Origin of the sequence: Campylobacter sp. Cr9 (assembly GCF_020138295.1) — a bacterium.
Lineage (GTDB): Bacteria > Campylobacterota > Campylobacteria > Campylobacterales > Campylobacteraceae > Campylobacter_E.
Genome location: NZ_JACGBH010000018.1, coordinates 1 through 19,316, shown reverse-complemented (window position 1 = coordinate 19,316; position 19,316 = coordinate 1). Strand labels below are relative to the sequence as shown.

Here is a 19,316-nt window from a genome sequence, read left to right as displayed (position 1 = left end):
AGTGGGGCGAGTTTATAAAATATGCTTTTAAATTAACAAAAAGCTATCTAAAATCGTTTTAAATATAAAAGTAGTATCTTAGTATGTTTTTATAAAGATTTTTGATTTTAAGCGTAATTTTGAAAGATTTTAAGAAAGTTGTGAAACTGCACGGCGAGTTTCACGATTGTTTTCTCTTTAAGCTAAAGCTAAGCCGTGCGAGTTTATAATATTTTCAATGGTTTTTTAAAGTTTGCTTTTACTTAAAGTTTTTAAGAGCTTTAAGTAAAAGCAATTGTTAAAACTAAAAGAACAATTAATTCTCCCATTTTAACACCTTTCCACCGCAAAAACTCAACTACTGATATCCTTTATTCTCAATAGTTTTAGCTTTAATTAATGCTTAAAGGTAACGATATTCTACCAAATTTTCCTTAAAATAAATTTAAATTTTTTATAAAATTAATTGTTTATTAACTTTAGTGTGGTATGCGATTTTTTTTAAGTGGGGTTGCGAATTCAAATTATTAAAATTAAAGAATTTGAATTCGGAATTAGAATTATTTTTTATCAAATGCAAAAGCTTGTGAAAAAGCATTTTTTATATTATCTAGCAACAATGCTTTTTCATAATTATCTAGCCAAGATTTTACCCATTCAGGCGTTGTTTTATTGCTTCTGCTCCAACCATAAACACCATCTTTAGTAAGTCCTGTTAGTTCTGCAAACTCGCTAACACTTAAGCCTAAATGTTTGATTCTCTCATTAAATTCTTTTCCTGTCATATTTACTCCTTTTTTGATTACAAGCATTATGTTAGCATATATTTGTAAAAAAAACAATATTTTTTGTAAAAAATTTAATAATTTAAGTTTAAATTAAGCTTAATGCGTTACTATTCACTTAATTTGTTAATAAAACTAAAAAATTAGTAATTTTAACAAAAATATATTAAAGAAAGGAGATTGTCAAATGCCGTAAAAAAAACAAAAAAAAGATTTTAAAACGGGTAAAGAAAACGAGTTGCTTTAGAAAGCCAAAAACCAAAACAAACAAAAGGATATAAAAATGAATTATTTAGATAGAACTAAATTAAGCGTAGAAACAAGACTAGCAAGAGAAATTAAAAATGAACTTGCTATTAAAGGTGTTGCTTCAAAAGTAGCTAAAAAACTTTTAGGGTTTTTTACTCAAAACAAGTTAAACATTTGCGAGTATCAAGCTAAAAACAATTTTAGCATACATCAAGTGCTAAAAGCCGAAAAGCTAATTAGCACGGATTTAATGATACTTTTTAACGATGAGATATTTATTGAAAACATCTCATCTTTAAAACCAAGCGAAAACATAGAAAATCATATGTTTTCAGCAATCAAAAGGCTTTTTGCTTAAGAGCCTTTTAGCCCTTGTTCCCAGCAAGGGCTTTTATTTTAAGCAAAAATTATAAATAAAAGGATAAAAAATGATTTTTCAAGCAATAGCAAAAGAAATAACCTTAATAGAAAAACGAGATTGTTATAAGATATTTAAACAAAGATAAGATTTTTATAAACATAATTGACAAGCAAATATCTTTATAGCTACACGAAAAAATACAAGATGAAGATATAAACGAATTTAGCATAAAAACAATAAGCGATATAGAAAAACAAGAACTTATTAAAATAACACAATCAAAAAATAATACAAAATGCTTTTACGCAAACTTTAGCGAAAAGCAAAAAGCCGAAGATATAGTAAAAGCTTTATGTGAATTTGCAATATAAAAAAAAATAATAAGTTTTTAATTGTTTTATTTTACTTAGATTAAAGATAAGGCTTTTTGTAAATAAAATTAATGGAATTTGAATTAAGAAATTGAACTTTATAAGCAGCTAAATAGCTGCTTAGATTATTTGTAGTTTTTGATTGATTCTTCAAGTATTTTAGTAGCTTCTTCTATGCCTTTAAAGTCTTGAACTTTTACCCATTTACCTTTTTCTAATGCTTTGTAGGTTTCAAAGAAGTTTTTGATTTTTGCTAATTTGTGTGGTGCTAAATCATCTAAAGATTTAATATTATCATAGCTTGGATCAATCTTACTTACGGGAACTGCAAGCAGTTTTTCATCCATACCGCTTTCATCTTCCATAATCAAAACACCAATTAATCTGCAAGGAATCACTGCTCCTGCTTGAACTGGGTATTCATTCAATACTAGCACATCAACTGGATCGCCATCTGCTGCAAGTGTATTTGGAATGAATCCGTAGTTTGCTGGATAAAACATAGCTGAATACATAACTCTATCAACCATGATTGCTCCACTCTCTTTATCTAGTTCATACTTAATATTTGATCCGTAAGGAATCTCTATAACTGCGTTTAATTTCTCTGCATTTCCACTTTTAATTTTTGTAATATCCATTTTTACTCCTTAAATTCTGTTTTTGATTTCTTTGCTCATATCAGCAACAATTTCTTCGATTGTTCTTTCGCCGTTTATTTGAATATGAAGATTTTTTGCTTTATAAAAATCTAAAATATCAGCTAAAGGCTCGGTATAAACTTTCATACGATTATAGAATACTTCCTCGTTATCATCAGCACCTCTTGCACGACCTAAAACTCTATCTTTTGCTACTTGTTCGCTTACATATACTTCTATAACTGCACTTAAATTAACTTCATTTGAGCTAGCTAATTGCTCATCCAAAGCATGCATTTGCTCTACACTTCTAGGATAGCCATCGATTAAAATAACATCACTAGGAGCTTTTTTAAGAGCACTCATAATTGTATTTACTACTATTTTTAATGGAACTAAATTTCCTTTTGAAATTAATTCATTAATTTGCTTACCTAATTCACTTCCGCTTGCAACTTCAGCTCTTAATAAATCGCCTGTTGAATAGTGAGTGTAATTTTCATTTTTTGCGATAATACTAGCATCAGTAGTTTTTCCACTACCTGGTGCACCTATTATTAAAAATAATTTTTTCATATTTTTTCCTTTCGTAAAATTAAATATCTAAAATAACTTTTGTCGCTACTGCGATTTGATACAAGATTTGACTAATTACGCTTGTAACTTGTAGATTATATGTTTCTACTTTAGGTAAAACTAATATTGAATCACCTTCATAAACTTTAGAATTTTTATCAGAGCTAAATGAGCTTAAGCTAATTTTATCAGCTTTACCATTTGCGTGTATTAACAATACTCTTTTTTTATCAGCTCTTGAGTTTATATCTCCCGCCATTTTTAAATAATCTTTAACTTTAAGTTTTTCTTGATGAACAAAAGCACCTGGTAAGGCAACTTCGCCTTGAATAACTACTAGATTATTTTTACTTGGGATATTTATAATATCGTCGTTTTCAAGCACGATAGATGAATATAATTTCTCATCATCTATTACTATTTGACCTTTTGGTTCAACATTTCTTGCTCTTTCAATAAATTTTAAGATATTTGTAGCCCAATTATCTCTAATTTTTGCTTCTTCAGAAGTTGCTGAAGTTGTCGTAAGAGCTAGAGTTTCTAATTCTTTAAGCTGTGCTTCAATTAGCTTTTTTTGTAAGCTTGCTACACTTTTTCTATAAACTTGAACTGCTTTTATATTAGATAAATCATTTATATTTAAAAGATCAAGTGCTTGTTGTAATGTAGTACCTTTATCAATAACTAATGAGTGTAAGCTATTATGCTCACCTTCTATTTTGATATTAATTTTATCAGCCGTATAATCAGGTCTAAACTCAACTTCATCGGCATTTTTTACTAAAACTTCATTAAATTCACTTTTTTTGTAGGCGTTTATATGAAGTTTATTGTTTTCATCATAGCTTTTAATAATAGCGTTTGTTGCGGTAGGCTTAGCATTTGCTAATACTGCTAAATCTTGTAAGGTTTTAAGATTAACTCCAAGTTCAAATCTATATGGCTTTAAAACATCACCGCTTACACTTACATAGCCATTTATTTGATGAACTAAGATTACATCTCCATTTTTAAACATAGAATAATCAAGTTTTCCATTTAGTAAGAAGTCATATAAGTCTATTTTTTTAACTAGTTTATTATTTCTTAAAATCTCAATATTTCTAAAGCTCCCATATTCAAGATTAATTCCACTTGCTTTATCTATATATTGAATTAAAGAATCAGAACTAAGCCCTTCATAAAGTCCTGGCTTATTTACATTTCCTGTAACAAAAACTGAAATATTTTGATATGTATCCATATCAGCGTATGAATAAACATTTGATTTATAAGTTTGTTTTACTTTATTTTGTATAACATTTACTAAGTCTTTATTGCTAATACCTAATAAATGTATAACTCCAACTTGAGGTATAAAAATATTTCCTTGAGAATCAACGCTTGATTTCTGCTGTAGCTCTACTGCTCCCCAAAGCTTTATGTTTATAACATCTCCTATTGCAATTTTATAATCAGGATTATAAATATGCTTGCTAAATTGCTTAAAATTACCTGAAAATAAATGAGCTCCAAAGGTATTTGATTCGGCTTTAACTTCTACATTTGTTTCTTTAGTATCTGCAAGATTTGAAACATCTACTGCAAATAAACATAAACTTGTAAATAATATAGAAAATATTTTTTTCATTAATATCTATGCTCCTCAACAATTGAATATGTAAATTTAATAATTCCAAAAATTAGTGTTAATATAAAAAACACTGAAAATACATCATAAATTACATTAGGATATACTGCAATTTCTGATAATATAGGAGATGAAATTATAATTACTTGTTTTAATTTTTTGTTAGCTTCTAACCTTGATTTTTCATAAGATGCTAAGGCTAGTTTATAAGCATCTTCAGCAAATTTTAGTTTAAAGCTAAGATTACTAAAATCAATTGCTAGATAATTTAATTTATCGTTTTTATCTTTTGAAGTTAATTTATCACTTTCTTTTTTTAGCTGTGATTTTAGTGCTTTTATTTCTGATTTTAAAGCTTTTACTTGTGGAGTATTTGCATTAAGATAGCTATTTAATGTAGCTAATTCTACTTCTTTTGCTATTATTTTTTCTTCTATTTGAGTCTTTATTGCTGATTGGGTTTTTGCTTGAGTTATTGGATCAAGCATAGAATTTGAATTCTGAAATTCATTTATTTCTTTTTGAATATTACTTAATTCAAGGCTAGCTTTTTCTAATTCTTCTTTAGCAAAACTCATTTGTTCTCTTGCTATTTTGTGTGATATTTCATTTATGAAATTTTCGCTTTCTTTTAAAATAGTATCGGCTATTTTTTTAGCATCTTCTGGATTAAATGCACTTACACTAACGCTTAAAAGTCCAGTTAAATCATCATAAACTATTTTTATTCTGCTTTGATAATATTTTAAAAAATCTTCTTTTATATCAAGGTCTTTAAGTAATAATTCATAATCAATTTTACCTTTATACATAGATTTAATATCTATATCTTTTTGCAAAATTATTAGCATGTCGTATGAATTTATGTATTCTTTAAGATACATTAAATCTTCTTTAGACGAGCTTGTAAGTCCAATTATTGGAATTAGGCTTGAAGTATCAGTTGAAGTGCTTGTTGATTTTACTCCTAATATTGCTGTACTTTCATATCTAGGACTTGCTAAAAGAGCAAAGTAAATTAGCGAAATTAAGCTTAAAAGTAAAATAATCTTAAAGCTTGTAATAAATTTTATAATTCTTTTTTTCATTAGCAACTTTCTTTATATTTATTAATACCTTCTTCCACATCATCGTAGATTGTGGCTGTTCCGTTTTCTAAGAAAACTATTTTATCACACCAAGTTTTTATTTCGTTAATATCATGTGAAACCATTATTACTTTAGATTTTGAGAGTTTTTCTTCATATACTTTTCTACTTTTTTCTCTAAAAGATGGATCACCTACTGCACCTGCTTCATCTATGAGATAGTAGTCAAAATCAAATGCCATACTAAGACCAAACGAAATTCTACTTCTCATACCTGACGAATAGCTTCTAATTGGTTCATCAAAATAATCTCCAAGCTCGGCAAATTCTTTTACATATTCTATTTTTTCTTTTAAAGCTTCACCTTTATAACCATAAACACGAGCAATAAATTTTATATTATCTCTAGCACTTAAACTTCCTTGAAATCCACCTGCAAAGCCAACTGGCCATGAAATGCTTTTATCTACTATAACTTTTCCACGATTGGGAATATCAAGACCACCTAAGATTCTAAGCATAGTAGATTTTCCAGCGCCATTTTTACCCATTAGTCCGATAGAACAATTATCAGGAAAAGTGAAATTCAAATCTTTGAAAATATAGTGCCTTTTTTTATTATTTAAAACAAAGTATTTTGTAATATTTTCAAGCTTAATCATGCAGTTCCTAGTTCCACTCTTCTTTTATAATACATTCCAAGGCTAAAGAATAATAATACCAAGCTACAAAGCAAAGGATATTCAATATTTATTTGTGCTACAACAGGGTAGGTTTCAAAATAATTTTCTTTAAATAGCTCAATTATATGTAAAATTGGATTATAGGCTAGAAAATCAATCATTTTATTTGGCACTATCCATAAAGGAAACATAATAGCAGAGCCAAAATACATCATTGTAAGCGCATAGCCTATGATGTTTTTAATTGTATCTTTGCCGTAAAAAGCAACTGCAAGCAAAAGCCCTAATGCAAATGCTATTACGATAAGCCATATAAAAATTAAAAGAACATAAACTATATTAAAAGGAATTATATTGTAGTTTATAAAAAATCCTGTAGTTATCATAAGAATGCAAAAGATTATAAAATATAAAATCCCTTCAAGCAATGCTCTTGCTAAGAAAACATGCATAGGGCGAACTGGTTTATATGTAAATAAACTTCTATTTGCATCAATTCCATTCATTATAAAATTAACAATATTTCTAAACATAAAAAACGGAACCATTCCTGATATTAAAAATAGTGAAAATGGAACTTGTGGCAAAACTCTATCTCTAATCATTGTAAAAATTATTAGCATAAATAAAACATGCATCATAGGTTCAAATATAACCCAAATATATCCTAGAGTTTCATTCTTACCAAATCTAGTTTTAAGTTCCCTTAAAATAAGCGCGTTTATGATATGCCACATCTTTAATTTCCTATTTCAAATTCTTTGAAATTTAAGTAAAAGTTTGCATTATATTGATTGTTTTTTAATAAATATCCTTGAAATTTCAAGTATAAATCATAATCACTTATAAAATTATGTGCGTTTTGCCAAAAGCTATCAAGTGATTTTTTATAAACAAGTGTATCTATATCATAAATTGCATTTCCTAAAGCTATAGTAGGACAATTATGATAAAGTGCTTGCATTCCAACCGTGCTATTTATACAAATACAGCCTTTTGCATTTCTTAATAAAGTTGGCAAATGCCCACGATGTATATAAAATACTTTATCGCTAATTCCTAGTCTTTTTGTGAGTTCATTTATAATGTTTGTATAATCAGTATATGCGATATCTAGTGGATGATGTTTAAAGATTAAAACACTTTTTGATTTGCTTTTAGCAAAAGATTTTATAGTTTTTACTATGAACTTTTTCATACCTTTATCTTTGAAATGCTTTCTTATTTGACTATCATTGTGAACTTGAAGAACTGCTAAAAAGTATTTTTTATGATATTTTTTAGCTAAATTATCTACATTTTTTTCTTTAAAATAATATTTTGCTTTTCTGTAAAAATGTCTAAACCATCTAAAAAGTTCCATTATATTTAATGGCCTATGATAGTTTTTATTATTGTAAAAACAGGCGAATATTATGCTAAAAGTATAATAAATTAAGGCATATAAAGCCATTATGTTAAAGCTTGATTTAAATAGTTTTGAGTTTTCCTTATATATATTTAATTGTTTATAATCATTTTTGTTTTTGCTCATTAGTGAATTTGCATTTACGCCGTTTAGCTCACATGTTATGTAATTTGGTCTTAAATAGCCTTCTTCAAATACATAGATTTTAATATCTTGTTTTTTTGCTAAATTAATTGCAATTTCGTGAATTGGGCGAGTATCTCCAAATAATACAATACAGGTTATATTATTGGTTTTATAAAAATTATCTAAGTAAGATTTTAGGTTACTTAAATTGTATTTATAATTATATTTAGATGGATAGAATACAAAGTCTCCCGCAGTAAAATTAATCTTATAAATTTTATTATTTTCAGCTAGGCATTTGCTAAATCGTTTAAAAAATGGACCTATTGGACCTTGTAAAAATAAAATATTCTCATTATTAAATTTATTAATTAAACTACCTATATTCATACTAACTTTTCATAATATATTAATACCCTTTTAAAGGGTATTTTAAAATCTAAGATTATATTTACTTAAACTTATTTAGTAATTAATTCTTAATAATTTCATTTAAAAGTTTATATGTAAAATCATTAATCTCTTTTAATTTTTCTTCGCTAATGCTTTCAAATCTAGCTACTAAATAAGGACTTGTATTGCTTGCACGAAGTAATGAAAATCCGTTTTCAAATTCCAATCTTACGCCATCTATTTCGATAAGCTTAGCATTTAGATTAAGAGATTTTATTTTTTCTTTATAAGTATTTATGATGTTAAATTTATCTTCTTCTTTTACTTTTATTTTTATCTCATCACTTGAATAGCTCTTAGGTAATTTATTTAAAACTCCTATAAAATCAGGATTTTTTAAATAAAGTTCAATAATTCTTAGCATAGAATAAATTGCATCATCGTATCCATAATATTTGTCATTAAAGAATACATGTCCGCTAAGTTCAGCTGCTAGGTCAATATTTTGCTCTTTTATAACTTTTTTGATATTTGAATGACCAGTTTTACACATTGTGCAAGTGCCAAGCTCATTTATTTTATCAAAAATTATTTTAGAGCATTTTACTTCGCAAAGGATTTTAGGATTTTTAATATCATTTGCAAAAAGATAACAAAGTTCATCGCCTTTTATAATCTTATCTTTTAGAATACAAACAACCCTATCAGCATCGCCATCAAAGCCAAAGCCTAGTGTAGCAGTATTTTTAACATAGCCATTTTTATAAAGTGGAGTAGGGCAAGGACTTCTAAAATCACTAAAATTAAGCTCATTTTTAATAGCAAATAGATTTTCTTCATGTGTTGGATCTGGTTCATGTGCTTTAAATTCGCCATCAAATTCACTAAAATAATGAGCATATTTGATATTTAGAGTATCTAAAATATTAGCTACTACTTTACAAGCTGCACCACTAGCTGTATCGATTGCTAGATTTAAATTAGCGTTTTTAAGATGAGCAAATTCTTTTTGTAAAAATTCAATATATTTTGTTTTTATATCTAATTCTTCATATTCAGTATCTTCAATCTTATTATCAAAATCTTTTAAGTAGAGTGCCACTTCATCATAAATATTTGCAAGTTCAGTTGCAAAAAAACTTTCTTTATTAATTGTAATCTTAAAGCCATTGTATTCTTTAGGATTATGTGACGCTGTTATCATAATATTTGCATCAATTTTGCAAGCATAATTGCTAAAATATCCAAGTGGAGTAGGAACAAGTCCTAATGAATAAACTTTGATTCCAGCTTTGTTTAGTCCATAAATTAGAGCATTATTTAAGACTTTATTGCTAAGTCTTGTATCATAACCAACGCTTACACTTTTTGCATTTTTATTTAGCATAATTTTGCCTAAAATAAAACCTAAAGCCTTGGTAAAACTAGGGTTAATCTCAGTTCCAAATATCCCACGAATATCGTATTCTCTAAATATATGTTTCATTTTATTCCTCTTTAAAAATTTTTTTAAAAAAATAATAGGGATTTTTTCTAAACCTATTAAAAATAATTTTGATTTTACTAGTTTTTATAGAATCAATATATCTTGAAATAATTATATTTGATATATGAATTATATTACTTGTATTTTTTAAATTTATTTTTTTATTTTTATTTACATATTTAATGTTTTTTATTTTGTTTATCAAGTTTATTGATATTTTTTTGTTCATTTTTGTTGAATAATTTAAAGCATTATTCTCAAATAAAAATTTATAAAATATTTTTATATTATTATGATTTAAAAAGTATACTTTTAATATTTCCTTATTGTTAAAACTTATATTATAAAAATTATTTTTTTCTTTAATTTCATAGTAATTAATTTTTTGAATATTTTTATATTTACAATATATTTCTTTATATTTATCTTTTATAGGATGAATAAAGCAAAAATCGTTATTTAAATCATATTCTTGATTTTCATTGTATAATTTAATATTTCCTATAAACGGTAATATATCCTTCAAATTTTTTATTTCGTTTTTTTCTCCAAAGAAAATACAATTATTTTCCCTAAAACTTAGTGGTTTTGGGTGTTTACCTGATAAATCAAAATTATTAAATTTACTTTTATAAATAATTCTATTGTTATTTTTTTTATAAAAACTTGTATTTTTTTGTCTTTCATGCCATAAATGAACGGTATATATATTATCATTTAAGCAGTCATTATATATGCTTTTTATAGCAAAATATGATCTTAAGCCATCATAAGAGTTAAAATTCCAAGTTCTTTTGTCGATTAAGTGATTGGTTGGTTTTGGTATTATTCCTTCCTCGTATATAAGTCTATAAAGTAAATCAAAATCTTCAAAACCATGTCCTTTATAATCTAAGTCATTACCACCTATACTATAAAAATGGTGTTTATTTACAACGATAAAAGAGCTAACATGAGAATAATATTCAACTTTTGTCTTGTCGTTATGATTGAAATATTCATTTGCTAAGTTATTTATTTCATAATCAGAATTTTCCGAGTTAAGTAATCTAACGCTAAAATCTTTATTGAGATAAAATACTGGTATAGTAAAAAAAATATTTTTTTTCTTATTCATTTGTAACTGTTTGATTTTACTGAATATTTTCATAAATAAATTTGTTGAAAATCTTAAGTCTATATCAATAAAGCCTAAAAATTTATATTTTGCAATCAATGAGCCATGATTTCTTGCTAATCCTGATAAAAATAAATTTTCATTTACGCTAGTATAAGTTACACCATATTTATGGCATAATTTTTTAATTTCTTCTTTAAAATATATATTTGAGCCACACTCAGATACTATTAGTTCTGTATTATTTAATTTACTGTTATTGTATAATACTATTAGACTTTCTAGTCTATGTAATGCTTGTATATTTTCATCATTTTCTATACCTATCGGTACAATTAAGCTTAATCCATATTTATTTTCCATGAGTTTTATTTTAACTTTAATTGGTGATAATTGGGTTTAAGAAAGGCTAGAATGAAAGAAGAATTTAAAACAGGAATTTGGGTTTTTGCAGATAGAAAAGATATGGCTAATGATAATGCTGAACACCTATATAGATATATTAAAGATAATAATTTAAAAAAAGATATATATTTTATTTTAAATAAAAGTTCTAAAGATTATCCTAGACTAAAAGCAGATGGTTTTAAATTGGTTCACCCACATAGTATTTTGTTTTATTATGTATTGTTTAAATCAACTTGTATTATTTCGTCACATCTTGACAATTACCTTTTAAGAGTATTTGGCAAAAATACATTGAAAAATAAAAAAATGATATTTTTACAGCATGGAGTAATAAAAGATGATTTATCTCATTGGTTAAATAGATATAAGATAGATGTTATGCTTACAAGTACTCAAGATGAATATAATTCTATAGTTTATAACGATAATTATAAACTTAGTAAAAATGAAGTTATACTAACTGGTTTGCCAAGATTTGAAGCATTGAAAAAGAAAAGTAAAGAAATAAAAACCGAAAATATAATATTGATAATGCCTACTTGGAGAAATTCTTTAGTAGGTGGTATTGATAAAAAAAGCTATAAAAGAAAGATAAAAAATACTTTTTTTAAAAGTGAGTATTATGAAAATTATTCTAAATTACTAAATTCCAATGAACTGCAAGAGATTTGCAAAACTTATAACTATAAAATTATATTTATGTTACATTATGGTATGCTTAGCTATAAAGATGCTTTTAATTATTGTGATAATATTGAATTTATTAGTATTGAAGAAGATATACAAAAATATTTATGCATGGCAAAAATTTTAATAACCGATTATTCTTCTATAGCTTTTGATTTTGCTTATTTAAAAAAACCAGTTATTTATTTTCACTTTAAAGAGAAGCTAAACGCTCATTTTTATTCCGGTGGGTATTTTTCTTATGAAAATGATGGATTTGGAAATGTTTGTAATGCATTGAATGAAATATACCATGAATTAGAACAAATTATTATGAATAAATGTAATATAAACAAAAAATATAAAAAAAGATATAATATTTTTGAATATTGTAATGATATAAATGAAAAAATCTTTAAAAATATAAAAAAAGTATTGTGTTAAGTTAGTATTAGTATTTATTTATATAATCAACCCTTAGTTTTACAAAAAAAGGGTTTTAATATGAATATTTTAATTACTGGCGGAACAGGATTTTTAGGTGCAAATTTGTGTCACAGATTAATCCAACAAGGACATAAAATTATTTGTTTAGATAATGGTTATACTGGTAGAGAAAGCAATATAAAGGATTTATTTTCTAATAATAATTTTTCTTTTATCAAGCATGACATTTGTGAACCATTGTCTTTAGATGGTAAATTAGATCAGATATATAATCTAGCATGTCCAGCATCTCCGCCTGCATATCAAGGAAAACATGCTATAAGAACTACTAAAACTAGTGTTTTAGGTGCAATAAATATGCTTGAACTTGCTAAAAAACATAATGCAACCATATTACAAGCATCAACTTCTGAAGTTTATGGTGACCCGTTAGAACATCCACAAAAAGAAACTTATAGAGGCAATGTAAATCCAATAGGTATAAGGGCTTGTTATGATGAGGGTAAAAGATGTGCAGAGAGTTTATTTTTTGATTATCATAGGCATGAAGAGGTTGATATAAAGGTAATTAGAATTTTTAATACTTATGGACCTTATATGGATCCTAATGATGGAAGAGTTGTTAGTAATTTTATTTGTCAAGCTTTAAGCGGAAAGGATATTACAATTTATGGAGATGGTAGCCAGACTAGATCGTTTTGTTATGTAGATGACTTGATTGATATTATGATTATGGTTATGAATTCTTCTAAAGATTTTCAAGGTCCGATAAATACTGGAAATCCAGGGGAATTTACAGTAAAAGAATTAGCTGAAAAAATAATACACAAAATAAATTCTAAGTCAAAAATAATATATAAAGATTTACCATTGGATGATCCTTCACAAAGAAGACCAGATATAACATTGGCTAAGAATAAATTTGGATGGGAGCCTAAGGTAAACCTTGATAATGGTTTGGATAAAACTATAGAATATTTTAAAACTTGTATAAAAAATTTTAAAGGATAAAAATGAATATAGCTATTATAGGAACAGGATATGTTGGATTGCCTACAGGAGTAGGGTTTGCCGAATTAGGAAATAATGTAACTTGTATTGATATAGATGAAAATAAAATTAAATCTTTAAAAGAAGGAAATATTACTTTATATGAAGATGGTTTATTAGAACTATTTGTAAAAAATACTAAAAATGGAAATTTAAATTTTACTTCATCTTTAGAAGATGGTGTAAAAAATGCTGAGATTGTAATTATAGCCGTTGGCACTCCACCACATCCAGTTACAAAAGAAGCAGATATGAAATATATTCATGCAGCAGCAAAGGATTTGGCTAAATATTTAAATAATTATAAAGTAGTAGCTATTAAATCAACAGTTCCAGTAGGCACAGGTGATGAAGTTGAAAATATCATAAGACAAGAAAATCCAAATGCTGATTTTGATATGGTTTCCTTACCAGAATTTTTAAGAGAAGGTTTTGCAGTTTATGATTTTTTTAATCCTGATAGAATAGTTGTAGGGACTAATTCTATTAAGGCTAGAGAGGTTATATCTAGATTGTATGCCGATTTTAAAGATAAAACTAATATTTTATATACAAATAGAAGGTCATCAGAGACAATTAAATATGCATCTAATTCTTTTTTGGCTATGAAAATACATTTTATTAACGAAATGGCAGATTTTTGTGAACAAAGTGGAGCAGATATTTTAGAAGTAGCAAAAGGTATGGGGTTTGACACAAGAATAGGTAATAGATTTTTAAATCCTGGACCAGGATATGGTGGTAGTTGTTTTCCAAAAGATACTTTAGCTATGGCTTATATGGGAAGACAATATAATATAGATTTAAGTTTGATTAATGCAGCAATAAAAGGCAACGATGATAGAAAAGATAAAATTACTAACAAGATAAAATTGGAAGTAAAAGATATAAAAAATGCCAATATTGCCATTTTGGGTCTTGCGTTTAAGAATGGAACAGACGATTGTAGAGAATCACCAGCTATTGATATAGTAAATAGGTTATTATCTGATAATTTGAATATTAAAGCATACGATCCAAAAGCTATGGATTTAGCTAAGGTTTTATTAGAAGATAAAATTAAATACGCTGATAATATATATAAATGTATAAAAGATGTAGATTTACTTGTAATACTTACTGAATGGGATGAATTTAAGGAACTAGATTTAGAACAAGCAAGTAAATTAATGAGGAATAAAAATATATTAGATTTTAGAAATTTATTGGACAAAGATAAGGTTTTAAAATCTGGCTTTAAATATAAAGGTGTAGGTAGATGAAAAATATTTTAATCTTTGGTGGTGCTGGATATATAGGTTCTTGTGCCACAAAGCATTTTTTGGATAATGGATATAATTGTATAGTAGCAGATAATTTAATATATGGACACAAAGAAGCTGTAGATATGAGAGCTAAATTCATACACGCAGACTTGCTGGATTTAAATTCTTTAAAAGATATTTTTAAAAACAATAAAATAGATGGGGTAGTTCATTTTGCAGCATTTGCATATGTCGGTGAAAGTGTAGCTAACCCACAAAAATATTATCAAAATAATGTTGTTGGAACTATTAATTTATTAAATACAATGCTTGATTTTGATGTTAAGAAAATAATATTTTCTAGTACTTGTGCTACTTATGGTGAACCACAATATACACCAATAAATGAACAACATCCACAAAATCCAATAAATGCTTATGGTAGAACTAAATTAATGATAGAACAAATTTTTTCTGATTATGAAAAAGCCTATGGCTTGCAACATATATCGCTTAGATATTTTAATGCCGCAGGTGCTATGGGTAATATAGGCGAAAGTCATGAGCCAGAAACTCATTTAATACCTTTAGTTTTAAAGGCTATTAAGGGGGATATAGAATATATCAGTATTTTTGGGAATGATTATGATACTCCTGATAGAACTTGTATAAGAGACTATATTCATATAGAAGATTTGGCAAATGCTCATAGATTAGCTTATGAGAAGCTAGGAGATTACAATGGATGTATAAACCTTGGAACAGGTATAGGAACAAGTGTGAAAGAAATCATAAAGGCAGCTGAATTAGTAAGTGGTAAAAAATGTCCTATAAAATATGCTCCTAGAAGAGCTGGTGATCCTGCAAGATTATTTGCAGATAATCAAAAAGCTAAAAAAATATTAGGTTGGGAAATAAAATATAGTGATATAAAAGATATATTGCAAACAGCTTGGGAATGGGAAAATAATAGGAGATATTAGTATGGAAAAAGTTGAATATCTAGTAGTAGGATGTGGTTTAAGTGGGGCTATCATAGCCGAAAGAATTGCAAGTATAGAAAAACAAAAAGTATTAGTAATAGATAAGCGTGATCATATTGGTGGAAATGTGTATGATTATAAACAATACGGAATTACTGTGCATAAATATGGCCCACATGTTTTTCATACAAACAATAAAGAAGTTTGGGATTATTTAAGTAAATTTACAGAATGGTATTATTTCATGTATAGGGTAAAGGCTTTTATAGATGGTAAAGAAGTTAATATTCCGTTTAATTTAGATAGCTTATATAAAGTTTTTCCTAATACCTTAGCACAAAAATTAGAAGAAAAACTATTAAATAATTTTAAATTTAATAGCAAAATACCAATATTAGAGCTTAAAAATTCTAGTGATAATGATTTACAATTTTTAGCTGAGTATATATATGAGAAAGTTTTTTTAGGATATACGGTTAAACAATGGGGTGTAAAACCTGAAGATATAGATAGCTTAGTAAGTGCTAGAGTGCCTATATATATAAGTAAAGATGATAGATATTTTACTGATAAATATCAAGCAATACCTAAAAATGGCTACACAAAAATGATAGAGAATATACTGAATAATCCACTAATAGAAGTTAGACTTAAGACTGACTTTAAAGATGTAAAAAATAAGATTGATTATGATATTATGTATTTTACCGGTTCTATAGATGAACTATTTGATTATAAGCATGGTAAATTACCTTATAGGAGTCTTAATATAGAGTTTAAAAAATATGATAAAGAATTTATGCAATCAGGTCCACAGATAAATTATCCAGAAAATTATGACTATACAAGATCGGTTGAGTATAAATACTACTTAGATGAAAAATCAGATAAAACTATATTATCATATGAATATCCTTGTGAATACAAAGATGGTAAAAATGAGAGATATTACCCTATACCAAATGAAGATAATCAAAAATTATATAAAAAATATTTGAAAGAATTATTAAAATTAAATAATGCAAGAAGAACTGGAAATCCTAGATGGATTTATGTATTAGGAAGATTGGGTGATTATAAATATTATAATATGGACGAAGTTGTGGAAAAAGCATTAATGTTAGCAAAGGAGAAGTTATGAAAATTATTAATATAGTTTTTGCAGCAGATAATAAATTTATAGATTTTGCTGGTACTGCAATAGTTTCTATGTTATCAAATTTAAATACAAATGTTAAGTGCAATATTTTTATAATGCATATAGAAAATTTATCAAACAGTAATAAAGAAAAAATTTTAAAAATAGAGAATTTTTTTAAGTGTGAAATAAAATTTTTAAAAATTAATCCTGAGGATGTAGAAATTTTCAAGAATGTTAAGCTTTATAAACATATAAATTTAGAAACATATAATAGACTCTTAATACCAAAATTTTTTTCTGATTTAGATAAAGTTTTGTATTTAGATTCAGATATTGTAGTTTTAGATGATGTTTCAGAAATATTTAAAATAGATATTAAACAAAATTATTTTGCAGCTGTTGCTGATGCTAATCAAAGGCATAAAATGGCACTTAAAATTCCGGAAAATTTTATATTTTCTAATTGTGGAATATTATTAATTAATATAAATAGTATAAATTATGATTACTTTATAAATAAGATAGAATATTCGATAAATAATAATAGTAAAAATTATCCGGCAGGCTCAGACCAAGATATAATAAACGATTGTTTTTATGATAAAATATATAGGTTAGATTATAGATGGAATTTTTATCATGAATGGCATGTCTCAAAAAAAAATTTTTACCCTATAGATATAAGTGAATATAACAAAGCACTTTCCAATCCAGCTATTATTCATTTCGTTGGAGAACATAAGCCATGGCATAATAATTACAATAAGCCATATGCGCAAATTTTTAATCATTACTATAATTTTTTTATTAACGGAATAAACGGTAACAATATTCAAAAGTTAGAAGATATGCAAAAAGATATAGAGATTGTGAATACAGAAACTTTTGCAAAATATAAAGGCATACACAAGGGTAGAGATGTTGTATTATTGGCTTCAGGTCCTAGTGCTAGTAAATATAAAGGTATAAAAGGTGCTATACACGTAGGTGTGAATAAAAGTTTTTTACATGAAGTTAAATTAGATTATTTGTTTATACAAGATTATAGGGCATTTGATGGATATAAATATAAGATTTTAAATTATCAAGGTAATAATGTAGAAAAATTTTTTGGCATAGTAGATAATGATATGTTTAAAATACCAATGCATGTTATTAAAAGTTTTAATGCAAAAATGTATTTTACAGATAATTCTAAGCATAAGCCATCAGCTTTTCAGAAGAATATAGACAAGCAACCTTTAGGAGATTTTTGTTCTGTTGTGTTTTCTGCTTTACAGTTTATTTTATATACAAATCCTAGTAGAGTATATTTGGTTGGTTGTGATTGTAGTAATGAGCCATATTTTTATAATGATTCAGACAGTAGTGATTTAATACCTGATAGAAATATCAATAATTTTAAAAAGCTAAAAAATTTTATTGATTTATATTACAAAGATATTGACATAATATCTATAAATCCAGTTGGATTAAAGGGAGTGTTTAAAGATGAATATGCAGAATAAGAAAAAAGCCCTTTTAGTAATGGCAGCAACTAATGATTATATGTTTTCGGTCGGTAATGTATTGTTGGGTATTAAAAAGTATTCTCCTAATGTTTTTGATGATATATTAATTTTTACAGATGAAAAAATATCGGAAAATAATTTAAATGCTTTAAGGCAAATATTTTCAAATATAATGATAGAGATTTATGATTTTCAAATTCCTAATTTAGACGATAGAAGGAGGTTAAGCTATTATTCAAATATGCCATATTCAAGATTTGAAATGCTTAAATATTTAGATATTTATGAAAAGGTAGTATGGTTTGATAGTGATTTTTTAATACAAGGAGATATTAGTGGGCTATTAGAATATGGTAGAACTGGTATATCTATGTCTTTAGATCTAGATCCATATCCAACAACCCATAATATTAAGCCATTTTTTGTAAAAGATATAGATGGGTATAGTATGAATACTACTGCGTATGCGAGTGGTCTTATAATTTTTAGCGATAAATTAAAAGAGCCGTTATTGCTTAGAGAGTATTTATATAAACAACTAGATAGATATTCTAGTTATATAAAATATGCAGAACAAGGTATATTGCAATTAATGATAGAAGATTTTGGCTTAAAGGTTGATGTATTTCCTAAATTAATTTATCATGCATTTCCATTTGAAGATATGACAAAGGCTAAGATTATTCATTTGCTTGGAGATTACAAACCTTGGAAAACTTATTTAGGAAGTGCTTTTGATGAGTGGTATGATAATCATATTCAATGGATAGAGTTAGGAGGTGAAGAGGCTAGTACTTTTGCTAGTTTATTAAATACTAATAAAACAAATTTTCATACAATACAAGAATTATTTACTGCAAGAGCTAACTATAAATATTTTAATGGGTCTAAAAGATATCAAAACCTTTTATTTTTTAATAGTTTTTATAATAATAAGGTAAATACTATTGAAAAAGTAGCAATATCTGAAAAA

18 protein-coding genes are annotated in these 19,316 nt (G+C 26.3%); 8 read left to right on the top strand and 10 right to left on the bottom strand.

Annotation, left to right across the window (positions count from 1 at the left end):
- Positions 1–539: 539 nt before the first annotated feature.
- Positions 540–764: a hypothetical protein gene (locus AVANS14531_RS08160; protein ID WP_336612021.1), complete on the bottom strand. Its 225-nt coding sequence runs from the start codon at positions 762–764 to the stop codon at positions 540–542.
- A gap of 283 nt (positions 765–1,047) precedes the next feature.
- Between AVANS14531_RS08160 and AVANS14531_RS08155 the strand changes: the two genes are divergently transcribed.
- The gene (locus AVANS14531_RS08155) at positions 1,048–1,371 is read left to right on the top strand and encodes a hypothetical protein (protein WP_336612020.1); all 324 of its coding nucleotides are present in this window, start codon (positions 1,048–1,050) and stop codon (positions 1,369–1,371) included.
- A gap of 499 nt (positions 1,372–1,870) precedes the next feature.
- Here the strand turns inward: AVANS14531_RS08155 and ppa are convergent, their stop codons facing one another.
- From ppa to AVANS14531_RS08110, 9 genes are all read right to left on the bottom strand, one after another.
- Positions 1,871–2,386, bottom strand: coding sequence for an inorganic diphosphatase (ppa, locus tag AVANS14531_RS08150; protein WP_239816893.1), 516 nt, complete (start codon positions 2,384–2,386; stop codon positions 1,871–1,873).
- Between the two features lie 9 nt (positions 2,387–2,395).
- On the bottom strand, positions 2,396–2,962 hold the full coding sequence (locus AVANS14531_RS08145) for an adenylate kinase (RefSeq protein ID WP_336612019.1): 567 nt from the start codon (positions 2,960–2,962) through the stop codon (positions 2,396–2,398).
- 19 nt (positions 2,963–2,981) lie between these two features.
- Entirely contained in the window at positions 2,982–4,592 is a 1,611-nt protein-coding gene (locus tag AVANS14531_RS08140) for a polysaccharide biosynthesis/export family protein (RefSeq protein ID WP_336612018.1), read from the bottom strand.
- A complete protein-coding gene (locus tag AVANS14531_RS08135) occupies positions 4,592–5,680 on the bottom strand; it encodes a capsule biosynthesis protein (protein WP_336612017.1) in 1,089 nt (362 codons plus the stop codon). The genes AVANS14531_RS08140 and AVANS14531_RS08135 overlap by 1 nt, the downstream gene beginning before the upstream one ends.
- Positions 5,680–6,342, bottom strand: a complete 663-nt coding sequence (locus tag AVANS14531_RS08130) for an ABC transporter ATP-binding protein (RefSeq protein WP_336612016.1) — start codon at positions 6,340–6,342, stop codon at positions 5,680–5,682. Before AVANS14531_RS08130 ends, AVANS14531_RS08135 begins: the two co-directional genes overlap by 1 nt.
- The gene (gene kpsM, locus AVANS14531_RS08125) at positions 6,339–7,100 is read right to left on the bottom strand and encodes a capsule polysaccharide transporter KpsM (RefSeq protein WP_336612015.1); all 762 of its coding nucleotides are present in this window, start codon (positions 7,098–7,100) and stop codon (positions 6,339–6,341) included. Before kpsM ends, AVANS14531_RS08130 begins: the two co-directional genes overlap by 4 nt.
- 2 nt (positions 7,101–7,102) lie before the next feature.
- Positions 7,103–8,287: a capsular biosynthesis protein gene (locus tag AVANS14531_RS08120; RefSeq protein WP_336612014.1), complete on the bottom strand. Its 1,185-nt coding sequence runs from the start codon at positions 8,285–8,287 to the stop codon at positions 7,103–7,105.
- A gap of 82 nt (positions 8,288–8,369) precedes the next feature.
- The gene (locus AVANS14531_RS08115) at positions 8,370–9,776 is read right to left on the bottom strand and encodes a phosphomannomutase/phosphoglucomutase (protein WP_336612013.1); all 1,407 of its coding nucleotides are present in this window, start codon (positions 9,774–9,776) and stop codon (positions 8,370–8,372) included.
- Position 9,777: 1 nt separating this feature from the next.
- Entirely contained in the window at positions 9,778–11,256 is a 1,479-nt protein-coding gene (locus AVANS14531_RS08110; protein WP_336612012.1) for a glycosyltransferase, read from the bottom strand.
- Between the two features lie 51 nt (positions 11,257–11,307).
- Here AVANS14531_RS08110 and AVANS14531_RS08105 point away from each other — a divergent pair, with 51 nt between their 5' ends.
- The 7 genes from AVANS14531_RS08105 to AVANS14531_RS08075 form a co-directional block, all read left to right on the top strand.
- Positions 11,308–12,411: a CDP-glycerol glycerophosphotransferase family protein gene (locus AVANS14531_RS08105; protein ID WP_336612011.1), complete on the top strand. Its 1,104-nt coding sequence runs from the start codon at positions 11,308–11,310 to the stop codon at positions 12,409–12,411.
- Between the two features lie 60 nt (positions 12,412–12,471).
- Positions 12,472–13,425 carry a UDP-glucuronic acid decarboxylase family protein gene (locus AVANS14531_RS08100; RefSeq protein WP_336612010.1) on the top strand — a complete coding sequence of 318 codons (954 nt, stop codon included), beginning with the start codon at positions 12,472–12,474 and terminating at the stop codon, positions 13,423–13,425.
- A gap of 2 nt (positions 13,426–13,427) precedes the next feature.
- On the top strand, positions 13,428–14,726 hold the full coding sequence (locus AVANS14531_RS08095) for a UDP-glucose dehydrogenase family protein (RefSeq protein WP_336612009.1): 1,299 nt from the start codon (positions 13,428–13,430) through the stop codon (positions 14,724–14,726).
- Positions 14,723–15,691 (top strand): UDP-glucose 4-epimerase GalE, encoded by a 969-nt coding sequence (galE, locus tag AVANS14531_RS08090; RefSeq protein ID WP_336612008.1) that lies wholly within the window; start codon positions 14,723–14,725, stop codon positions 15,689–15,691. The genes AVANS14531_RS08095 and galE overlap by 4 nt, the downstream gene beginning before the upstream one ends.
- 1 nt (position 15,692) lies before the next feature.
- Positions 15,693–16,832: a UDP-galactopyranose mutase gene (glf, locus tag AVANS14531_RS08085; RefSeq protein WP_336612007.1), complete on the top strand. Its 1,140-nt coding sequence runs from the start codon at positions 15,693–15,695 to the stop codon at positions 16,830–16,832.
- Complete coding sequence (locus AVANS14531_RS08080; RefSeq protein ID WP_336612006.1) at positions 16,829–18,340, top strand: glycosyltransferase family 8 protein; 1,512 nt, start codon at positions 16,829–16,831, stop codon at positions 18,338–18,340. The genes glf and AVANS14531_RS08080 overlap by 4 nt, the downstream gene beginning before the upstream one ends.
- On the top strand, positions 18,324–19,316 hold a 993-nt coding region (locus AVANS14531_RS08075; RefSeq protein ID WP_336612005.1), incomplete at its 3' end, for a glycosyltransferase. The genes AVANS14531_RS08080 and AVANS14531_RS08075, both read left to right, overlap by 17 nt.

Excerpts from the sequence above, each read along its gene's own strand:
- AVANS14531_RS08080 (WP_336612006.1), top strand. The coding sequence starts at position 16,829 with ATGAAAATTATTAATATAGTTTTTGCAGCAGATAATAAATTTATAGAT.
- AVANS14531_RS08120 (WP_336612014.1), bottom strand. The coding sequence starts at position 8,287 with ATGAATATAGGTAGTTTAATTAATAAATTTAATAATGAGAATATTTTA.
- AVANS14531_RS08110 (WP_336612012.1), bottom strand. The coding sequence starts at position 11,256 with ATGGAAAATAAATATGGATTAAGCTTAATTGTACCGATAGGTATAGAA.
- AVANS14531_RS08115 (WP_336612013.1), bottom strand. The coding sequence starts at position 9,776 with ATGAAACATATATTTAGAGAATACGATATTCGTGGGATATTTGGAACT.
- ppa (WP_239816893.1), bottom strand. The coding sequence starts at position 2,386 with ATGGATATTACAAAAATTAAAAGTGGAAATGCAGAGAAATTAAACGCA.
- AVANS14531_RS08140 (WP_336612018.1), bottom strand. The coding sequence starts at position 4,592 with ATGAAAAAAATATTTTCTATATTATTTACAAGTTTATGTTTATTTGCA.
- glf (WP_336612007.1), top strand. The coding sequence starts at position 15,693 with ATGGAAAAAGTTGAATATCTAGTAGTAGGATGTGGTTTAAGTGGGGCT.
- kpsM (WP_336612015.1), bottom strand. The coding sequence starts at position 7,100 with ATGTGGCATATCATAAACGCGCTTATTTTAAGGGAACTTAAAACTAGA.
- AVANS14531_RS08130 (WP_336612016.1), bottom strand. The coding sequence starts at position 6,342 with ATGATTAAGCTTGAAAATATTACAAAATACTTTGTTTTAAATAATAAA.
- AVANS14531_RS08160 (WP_336612021.1), bottom strand. The coding sequence starts at position 764 with ATGACAGGAAAAGAATTTAATGAGAGAATCAAACATTTAGGCTTAAGT.
- AVANS14531_RS08100 (WP_336612010.1), top strand. The coding sequence starts at position 12,472 with ATGAATATTTTAATTACTGGCGGAACAGGATTTTTAGGTGCAAATTTG.
- AVANS14531_RS08095 (WP_336612009.1), top strand. The coding sequence starts at position 13,428 with ATGAATATAGCTATTATAGGAACAGGATATGTTGGATTGCCTACAGGA.
- AVANS14531_RS08145 (WP_336612019.1), bottom strand. The coding sequence starts at position 2,962 with ATGAAAAAATTATTTTTAATAATAGGTGCACCAGGTAGTGGAAAAACT.
- AVANS14531_RS08105 (WP_336612011.1), top strand. The coding sequence starts at position 11,308 with ATGAAAGAAGAATTTAAAACAGGAATTTGGGTTTTTGCAGATAGAAAA.
- AVANS14531_RS08155 (WP_336612020.1), top strand. The coding sequence starts at position 1,048 with ATGAATTATTTAGATAGAACTAAATTAAGCGTAGAAACAAGACTAGCA.
- galE (WP_336612008.1), top strand. The coding sequence starts at position 14,723 with ATGAAAAATATTTTAATCTTTGGTGGTGCTGGATATATAGGTTCTTGT.
- AVANS14531_RS08135 (WP_336612017.1), bottom strand. The coding sequence starts at position 5,680 with ATGAAAAAAAGAATTATAAAATTTATTACAAGCTTTAAGATTATTTTA.